The following is a 7746-nucleotide window of genomic DNA, read 5'->3' on the forward strand; positions in this document are numbered from 1 at the left end:
GATGTGCCCAGCCTAGGAGCGGCCGTGGAGGGCTCGGAATCGGTTGGGTCGAACCTACGAATCCGACTCGGACCCCTGCTCCGGGGCTTGGGCGGAAGATACAAAAGCATCCGCGATCACCTGTGCAGTCTGTCCAATCTGCCAGGCTCGCGCACCCCACGACCGCAGGGCGTCCGCGATCGACGCCGCGTCGAGGTCGGTCGGCGGTGACCAGGCGACACGACGCAACGTGTCCGGCGTCAGCAGGTTCTCGGTGGGCATGTTCAGGCGCTCCGCGAGTTCCTCCACCGCCGGACGCGCCGCCTTGAGCCGGAGGTCAGCCTCCGGATTCCGCTGAGCCCATGCACGGGGCGGCGGGAGCGCGTCGCCGCCACCCGCGCGCTCCCGAGGCGGATTCGCATCCGCGCGACCCTCTTCGATCGCGGCCCACCACCGGTCGAGCTCGGTGCGGCTGGCGCGCCCGGTGAAGTCCTTCACGTGCGCGAGATCGTGCTTCGAACGCGGGTCCGCGATGACGGCGGCGACGAGAGCGCGATCGGGTACCAGACGGCCCGGGGCCACATCCTCGGCAGCCGCCAGGTCTTCACGAGCGACCCACAGGGCGCGCGCCACGGCGAGCGAGGAGCGGCCTCGCACCGTGTGCAATCCGCTGAGCCGCCGCCACGGCTCTTCTCGGGGCGGCTTGGGCGGGCGATCGCGCACGTCGTCGAATTCTTCGAGGGCGAATCGCGTCTTGTCCTGGTCGGCGAGCTCGCGGGCGAGGGCGTCCCGCACGTCGACGAGGTGGATGACGTCGAGTGCGGCGTACTCGAGCCAGGACTGGGGGAGTGGACGCTGCGACCAGTCCGAGGCGGAGTGAGCCTTGGCGAGGGAGATCCCGACGGTGCTCTCGACGACCGCGCCCAGTCCGACGCGCTCGTGGCCGAGCAGCCGGGCGGCCAGTTCGGTGTCGAACAAGCGGTCGGGGACCAGGTCGAGTTCGCGTAGCGAGGGGAGGTCCTGGCTCGCGGCGTGGAAGACCCACTCCACGTCGCCGATCGCGCGCTGAAGGGCGCCGAAGTCGCCGATCGCGGGCGGGTCGAACAGGAAGACGCCGGCATCCCGACGGAAGACCTGAATGAGGTATGCGCGTTGCGAGTAGCGGAACCCCGATGCCCGCTCGACGTCCACGGCGGCCGGTCCGGTTCCGGAGGCGAGTGCCTCGCACGCCGCGAGGAACGCGTCGCGGTCGGCGATGACGGAGTATTCAGCCACGGGGATTCCTTCGGGAGCCGAGGACGGCGATGCCCTCGGAGCCGGGCGGCAGCCCGGCCAGCATGCAGGTCAGCTCTGCCCACGCATCGACGTGCGCGGTCAGGTCACCGTCGGGCGACCAGGACGCGCGCAACTCGATCTGCGCGCCGTCGCCCTCCGCGGCGAGAGTTCCGAAGCCGCGGGAGAGGGTCTTCGTCGCCGTGCCCGACGCGGAGTGGTGGGCGGCGCCTCGAACCGAGAGGGCCTCCATCAGCCACGACCACGCGACCTCCGCGAGCATCGGATCGGTGCCGATGTCGGTCTCCAGAGGCGCCTGGGCGAAGCACACGATGCGCCACGGGCCGTTCCACGCTGCGGGCTCCTCGGGGTCGTTGAGGAGGATGAACCGCCCCGTCCCGTAGGCCGACACGCCGTCGTCCGTCTCCGGGCGCACGTCCCCTGCGAGGGCGAGTGCGAACGGTGCGAGACCGCCGGGGGCGGGGATCTCGTGGACGGTGAGGTCGTCGCGGAAGCCCATCGCCCGCACCTGTTCGGCGACGGAGGCGAAGGCCATCGGCGCGGGAGGAGGGGTGACAGCCACGGAGACAGACTAGAGTGAGGCCTCGATGCACGCCTCCAGGCGCGCCGCGCAGAACGGCGCCACCCCCGCCCTCGTCACCGCATTCCGGTTCGCGATCGCCGCTCTCGGTGGTGCGCTGGCGCTGGTGCTGACATCGATGTCCCTCCTCTCGTTGCGGGTCGCCAGGCAGGTGATCACACCCGCCGATCGCCGGCCGGACACGCGCCTGCTCGATCTCGACACGCAAGCGCAGACGGTCACGCTCCAGCGCACGGCGGACACGGTGCTCCCCGGCCGTTACGGCCTGTTCACCACGGGGACCGAGAGCTACGTGAAGGTCGGCACCGTCCTGTCCGCGGACGACGAGACCGTCACGCGCAAGCTGCTCACCCACGTCGGATCGGGTGCCCATCTGGCACCCGACGCGGCCTTCAGCGGCTGGTACTTCAGTCATCCGGACGAGCTGCACCTGGACTGGACGCCGGAACTGGTCGGCTCGGCGGTCGGGCCCTGCCCGGCGTGGCGGTTTCCCGCCGGTGACGGGACCACGTGGGTCGTGCAGGTGCACGGCCGTGGCACAACGCGCTCCGAAGCGCTTCGCGCGGTGCCGGTCTTCCATGCCCTGGGGATCACCTCGCTCGTCGTCTCCTATCGCAACGACGGCGAAGCACCGCGCAGCAGAACGGGGACCTACGCCCTCGGTGCGACCGAGTGGCGCGACGTCGACGCGGCCATCGGATTCGCACGACGCCGCGGCGCGCGGCGGGTGATCGTCATGGGGTGGTCGATGGGCGGTGCGATCGCACTTCAGCTGGCACTCAACTCGGCTCACCGCGACGCGATCGCCGGCCTCGTCCTCGACTCGCCGGTCATCGACTGGCGGGTCGTCCTGGACTACCAGGCGGGACTCATGAACCTGCCGCAGCCGGTGACCCGACTCGCGATCGACGCCCTGGGATCGGAGTGGGGTACGGCGTTCACGCGGACGGGTTCACCGATCCCGTTCGATCGCCTCGATGTCGTTGCGCGAGCGGATGAGCTCCGCCACCCCGTTCTCATCCTGCACAGCGACGATGACGGGTTCGTGCCCTCGGATGCCTCCCACGACCTGCTCGCGGCCCGGCCCGACCTTGTCGAGCTGGAGGCGTTCGAGGTCGCGCGTCACACCAAGCTGTGGAACTACGATCAGGACCGGTGGTCGCACGCGATCAGCGACTGGATGCGCCGACACGATCTCTCGGGTGCAACCGCAGATAGCTGAATCCGCAGTCGTCGACGAGCATCCCCGCCACCGTCGCGTCCCGCGGTCGCGACGGTGAGACGAAGGCCGCGCCCGAGGGTTCGAGCGCGGGCGCGATCGTGAGGCAGATCTCGTCCAGACATCCCGCCTCGAGGAACCGTGTCGCAATCGTCGGCCCTCCCTCGCAGACGACGCGGGGAAGGCCGCGCTCCCGGAGCTCCGCGACGATCGCACGCGGATCGAGCTGCTCGTCGGCATCGATCGTGACGTGCTCCACCGGCGCGCCGGCGAGCCGTGCGTGCACGCGCTCCCGGTGCGCGCGGGAAGACAGCACCAGGGCGGGCGGCCGCCCCGGCCTGGTGAGCCGGACCCCGTCGAGATCTCCGGTGGCGGTCACCACGGCGAGGCGTGCGTGGGCGGGGAGCAGGTATCGCTCGGTGCGGGCCGTGGTCGCGCCCACGACGACCACATCGGCGTTGGCACGCACGGCGCGGAGGATCATCCGGTCGGTAGGGGAGGTGATGGTCTCGCTCGTCCCGTCGGAACCGGCGATCGAGCCCGTCACCGAGGTGACCATGTTCAGCCGGGTGAACCCGGTGTCGTCGGCGGAGTACCGACGGCTGAGCCAGCGATCGGCATCGAGGGAGTCCGTGGTCACGGAGTCGAGGGTTCGCGGGACGACCTCGGTGACGGTGACCGTGCGCTCAGCGCTCACGCGCAGCCATTCTCTCGCGCACCTGGCGCTTCGCGCGACCGAGCATGCCGGTCATCCCTGCGATCCGAAGCGGCGACACGGCGCGCGTCAGACCGATCGACTGCGGGAAGTCATCCGGGACGGCGAGAGCCTCGTGAGCGGTGAGACCCGTGAGGCCCTGAGCGAGGATGCTCGCGAACCCCCTTGTCGTCGGAGCCTCGGCGGGCGCGGTGGCGTGCATGGCGACGCGGTCATCGTCGTCGACCTCGACCACGATGAAGACGGGCGATTGACACTCGGCCACGCGTTCCTGCCGATCCGGATGGTCGGCGAGGCGGGCGGGCATCTCGGGCAGCTCATGGGAGAACTCCAGGAGCAGCTGCAGGCGGTCCGGCTCCTGAAGATCGAGGAAGTCCTGTCGGATCGCCGCCAGTGCTGCCGGGAGGGGATGTTCGATCATCACCGCGACGGAACCTCTCCTCGGGCCGAGCCGGTCACGATCGGCAGGCCCACCGCGCTTCCCCATTCGGTCCACGACCCGTCGTAGTTGCGCACATCGGGGAAGCCGAGCAGGTGCGTCAGAACGAACCACGTGTGGCTGGAGCGCTCACCGATGCGGCAGTACGCGATGATCGGGTCTGCGTCGCGCAGACCGACTTCCCCACGGTAGATCGCCTCCAGCTCCGAGCGCGGGCGGAACGTCCCGTCCGCCGCTGCGGCACGGGCCCAGGGAACGCTGTGGGCCGTCGGTATGTGCCCCGCACGCAGGGCGCCCTCCTCCGGATAGGCCGGGGCCGAGGTCCGGGTGCCGTCGTATTCTTCGCCGGAGCGCACGTCGATGAGCGGTCGTCCGAGGTGCGCGAGCACGTCGTCGCGGTAGGCGCGCAGTGTCGCGTCATCGCGCTCGACCACGGGGTAGTCCGTGACCGGGCGTTCGACGCGCTCCGTCGTGAGGCCCCGGCCCTCCGCGATCCAGAGGTCTCGTCCGCCGTCGAGCAGGCGCACGTCGTCGTGGCCGAAGAGGGAGAACACCCAGAGGGCGTATGCGGCCCACCAATTGCTCTTGTCGCCGTAGATGACGATGGTGTCGTCGCGCGAGATCCCCTTCCGACGCATCAGGTCGGCGAATCCACGTCCGTCGACGTAGTCCCGCACGACCGGGTCGTTGAGTTCGGTGTGCCAGTCGACCTTCACCGCGCCCGGGATGTGCCCGGTCTCGTACAGGAGCACATCCTCATCGGATTCGACCACGACCAGACCCGGTGCTCCGAGATGCTCGGCCAGCCATTGCGTGCTGACCAGACGCTCCGGGGCGGCGTAGTCGGCGAAGGTGTCGGCAGGGTCGTATGCGACGGGCACGGAACTCTCCTCGATGCAAGGCGGTTGGGATGACGGCGTAGTGTGGATCCGCGTCCTTCGAGCCTATTTCCCTTTCTGCCCCGGGGGATCGCATCCGTCACCGCCGCGACACGAAGGACGACATGACCGCGACCACGGCTCGATCCGGAATCGTGCACCTGGCCGAGCGTCAGCCGCAGTTGAGCGGCGAGGACATGGTCGCCGCTCTCGTGCCGCCGCGACAGTTCTCGCAGGCCACGTTCGAGTCGTACCGCGCGGACGGCGACTACCCCTCCCAGCAGGAGGCCAAGCAGAAGCTCGCGACCTTCGCCGGCGGGCGAACGGCGGCTTCGCGCGGCGGCCTGTTCCGGCGGGGGAGGAAACAACCCGAGGTGAAGCCCGGCGTCTATCTCGACGGTGGCTTCGGCGTGGGAAAGACTCATCTGCTCGCGGCGGTCTACCACGCCATGCCGGCGCGACGGAAGTACTTCGGCTCCTTCATCGAGTACACCGCACTCGTCGGCGCGCTCGGCTACAAGAACACCGTGGACCTGTTCCGCGGCTCCGAACTGCTGTGCATCGACGAGTTCGAGCTCGACGATCCGGGCGACACGATGGTGATGACCCGGCTGCTCGGAGAGCTGGTCGCCTCCGGCACCCGATTGGCCGCCACATCGAACACGCCCCCCAACGCCCTGGGCGAGGGCCGTTTCGCGGCGCAGGACTTCTTGCGGGAGATCCATGCTATGGCGGCGAGCTTCGACACGCTCCGGATCGACGGGACCGACTACCGGCAGCGGGCGGTCGACGGCCATGCGCGCGTACTGACGGATGAGGAGTACCGCTCGGCGATCTCCGCGGCGGCGAGCGTCGGAATCGCCTCCGACGACGCGTTCGCCGACGTGATCGGCCACCTTGCGCAGGTGCATCCGTCCCGATACATCCGACTCATCGACGGAGTGTCCACCGTCGGTCTGCGCGACGTGACGGAGTTCGACGATCAGTCCGCCGCGCTGCGCTTCGTGGCCTTCGTCGATCGCGTCTACGATGCGCAGATCCCCGTCCGTGCCACGGGCCTGTCGCTGGACGGGGTCTTTCCCGAGGAGATGCTCGCGGGCGGATACCGCAAGAAGTACCTGCGCGCCATCTCGCGTCTCGTCGCATCCACTCTCGCCTGACCCCGCCAGCCCGTCGCGACATCTCACGGCACGTTCTCGCCGTCGAGAAACCTGATGTTTACCTGAGCGCCGGTGACGTAACAAACCCGAAACACGCGACGCACGCCGCCTGAAACCCTCGCTCGCGAGACTGGGGCACGTCCCACCGGACCGCCACCCGAACCGCGGCCACCGTGGGCACCCGAGTAACACCAATCATGGATGAGGAACTTCATGGACAGCGGAAATCTCGCCTGGCTGATCACAGCCTCGGCACTCGTGCTCTTTATGACGCCTGGCGTCGCGTTCTTCTACGGAGGCCTGGTCAAGGCCAAGAGCGTCGTCAGCATGATGATGATGAGCTTCGGCGCGATGGGGCTCGTGAGCGTGCTCTGGATCCTCTACGGCTTCAACATGAGCGCCGTGGAGAGCACCTGGGCATTCGCCGGCAACCCGTTCGCCGATTTCGGTCTCGCCTCGGCGTCGAGCGATGACCTCGTCGGTGCCATGTTCGGCGGCACCTTCGCCATCATCACCGTCGCGCTGATCTCCGGTGCGATTGCGGATCGCGCCAAGTTCGGCTCCTGGATGCTGTTCGCCGGCATCTGGGCGACGGTCGTCTACTTCCCCGTCGCGGCGTGGGTCTGGGGCGGCGGCTGGGTCTACAACCTCGGCACGACCTTCGGCTTCTCCACCGAGGTCATCGACTACGCCGGTGGAACCGCGGTGCACATCAACGCCGGTGCGGCGGCCCTCGCCCTCGCTCTGGTCCTCGGCAAGCGCATCGGCTTCCAGAAGGGCATCAACAAGCCGCACAGCGTTCCGCTGGTCGTGCTCGGCGCCTCGATCCTGTGGTTCGGCTGGTTCGGCTTCAACGCCGGCGCCGAAGGCCTCGGCGCGCTGGGCACAGAGGACTCCGTGGTCGGTCTGATCGTCATCAACACGCTGGGTGCGACCGCGGCCGCCATCATCGGCTGGCTGATCGTCGAGAAGCTCAAGGACGGAAAGGCCACGTCGGTCGGAGCCGCCTCGGGTGCGGTCTCCGGTCTCGTCGCCATCACGCCCGCCTGTGCGAACCTGACCCCCGGTTGGGCACTTCTCCTCGGCGTCGTCGCCGGTGCGGTCTGCGCCCTGGCCATCGAGCTGAAGTGGAAGCTCGGCTACGACGACTCGCTCGACGTGGTCGGCGTGCACCTCGTCGGTGGTCTGATCGGAACGATCTACCTCGGCTTCTTCGCCACGGAGACCGGTCTGTTCCTCGGCGGTGGGTTCGAACAGCTGATTCTCCAGGTCGTCGCAGCGTTCGGCGTGCTGATCTACTCGTTCGTGATCGCCTTCATCCTGGGCTTCGCGATCGACAAGACGCTCGGCTTCCGCATCAAGAACGAGGACGAGCTGGCCGGCGTGGACACCACGGTGCACGGCGAAGAGGGCTACGCGATGGCGTAAGCACTCTGCGGCTCGCAGACAAGCGCAAGGGGCGCTGTGGTCATGACCACAGCGC

8 protein-coding genes are annotated in these 7746 nt (G+C 68.8%); 3 read left to right on the plus strand and 5 right to left on the minus strand.

The window, feature by feature from the left end; all coding sequences use genetic code 11:
* Nucleotides 1-54: 54 nt before the first annotated feature.
* Together B3S45_RS01030 and B3S45_RS01035 are read right to left on the minus strand one after the other, a co-directional pair.
* Nucleotides 55-1254, minus strand: coding sequence for an HRDC domain-containing protein (locus B3S45_RS01030; RefSeq protein ID WP_194383125.1), 1200 nt, complete (start codon nucleotides 1252-1254; stop codon nucleotides 55-57).
* Nucleotides 1247-1807, minus strand: coding sequence for a DUF3000 domain-containing protein (locus B3S45_RS01035; protein WP_071043458.1), 561 nt, complete (start codon nucleotides 1805-1807; stop codon nucleotides 1247-1249). Before B3S45_RS01035 ends, B3S45_RS01030 begins: the two co-directional genes overlap by 8 nt.
* 52 nt (nucleotides 1808-1859) lie before the next feature.
* On the opposite strand from B3S45_RS01035, the gene B3S45_RS01040 reads away from it, so the two are divergent.
* Nucleotides 1860-3074, plus strand: a complete 1215-nt coding sequence (locus tag B3S45_RS01040) for an alpha/beta hydrolase family protein (RefSeq protein ID WP_286716926.1) — start codon at nucleotides 1860-1862, stop codon at nucleotides 3072-3074.
* Here the strand turns inward: B3S45_RS01040 and B3S45_RS01045 are convergent.
* Genes B3S45_RS01045 through B3S45_RS01055 form a run of 3 tightly spaced genes read right to left on the minus strand, consistent with a single transcriptional unit; the run spans nucleotide 3022 to nucleotide 5106 of the window.
* Nucleotides 3022-3768, minus strand: a complete 747-nt coding sequence (locus B3S45_RS01045) for a dihydrofolate reductase family protein (protein WP_083336380.1) — start codon at nucleotides 3766-3768, stop codon at nucleotides 3022-3024. The genes B3S45_RS01040 and B3S45_RS01045 overlap by 53 nt on opposite strands.
* On the minus strand, nucleotides 3758-4207 hold the full coding sequence (locus tag B3S45_RS01050; protein ID WP_071043460.1) for a SufE family protein: 450 nt from the start codon (nucleotides 4205-4207) through the stop codon (nucleotides 3758-3760). The genes B3S45_RS01045 and B3S45_RS01050 overlap by 11 nt, the downstream gene beginning before the upstream one ends.
* Nucleotides 4207-5106 carry a sulfurtransferase gene (locus tag B3S45_RS01055; RefSeq protein ID WP_071043461.1) on the minus strand — a complete coding sequence of 300 codons (900 nt, stop codon included), beginning with the start codon at nucleotides 5104-5106 and terminating at the stop codon, nucleotides 4207-4209. The genes B3S45_RS01050 and B3S45_RS01055 overlap by 1 nt, the downstream gene beginning before the upstream one ends.
* Nucleotides 5107-5228: 122 nt before the next feature.
* On the opposite strand from B3S45_RS01055, the gene zapE reads away from it, so the two are divergent.
* Complete coding sequence (gene zapE / locus B3S45_RS01060; protein ID WP_071043462.1) at nucleotides 5229-6263, plus strand: cell division protein ZapE; 1035 nt, start codon at nucleotides 5229-5231, stop codon at nucleotides 6261-6263.
* Between the two features lie 213 nt (nucleotides 6264-6476).
* Nucleotides 6477-7691 carry an ammonium transporter gene (locus B3S45_RS01065; RefSeq protein WP_071043463.1) on the plus strand — a complete coding sequence of 405 codons (1215 nt, stop codon included), beginning with the start codon at nucleotides 6477-6479 and terminating at the stop codon, nucleotides 7689-7691.
* Nucleotides 7692-7746: the final 55 nt, after the last annotated feature.

The organism is Microbacterium sp. UBA1612 (assembly GCF_002321605.1).
Classification (GTDB): domain Bacteria; phylum Actinomycetota; class Actinomycetes; order Actinomycetales; family Microbacteriaceae; genus Microbacterium; species Microbacterium luteum.

Bases quoted from the DNA above. Each gene is read 5' to 3' on its own strand.
- B3S45_RS01035 (WP_071043458.1), bottom strand. From the start codon at position 1,807: ATGGCCTTCGCCTCCGTCGCCGAACAGGTGCGGGCGATGGGCTTCCGC.
- B3S45_RS01040 (WP_286716926.1), top strand. From the start codon at position 1,860: ATGCACGCCTCCAGGCGCGCCGCGCAGAACGGCGCCACCCCCGCCCTC.
- B3S45_RS01050 (WP_071043460.1), bottom strand. From the start codon at position 4,207: ATGATCGAACATCCCCTCCCGGCAGCACTGGCGGCGATCCGACAGGAC.
- zapE (WP_071043462.1), top strand. From the start codon at position 5,229: ATGACCGCGACCACGGCTCGATCCGGAATCGTGCACCTGGCCGAGCGT.
- B3S45_RS01065 (WP_071043463.1), top strand. From the start codon at position 6,477: ATGGACAGCGGAAATCTCGCCTGGCTGATCACAGCCTCGGCACTCGTG.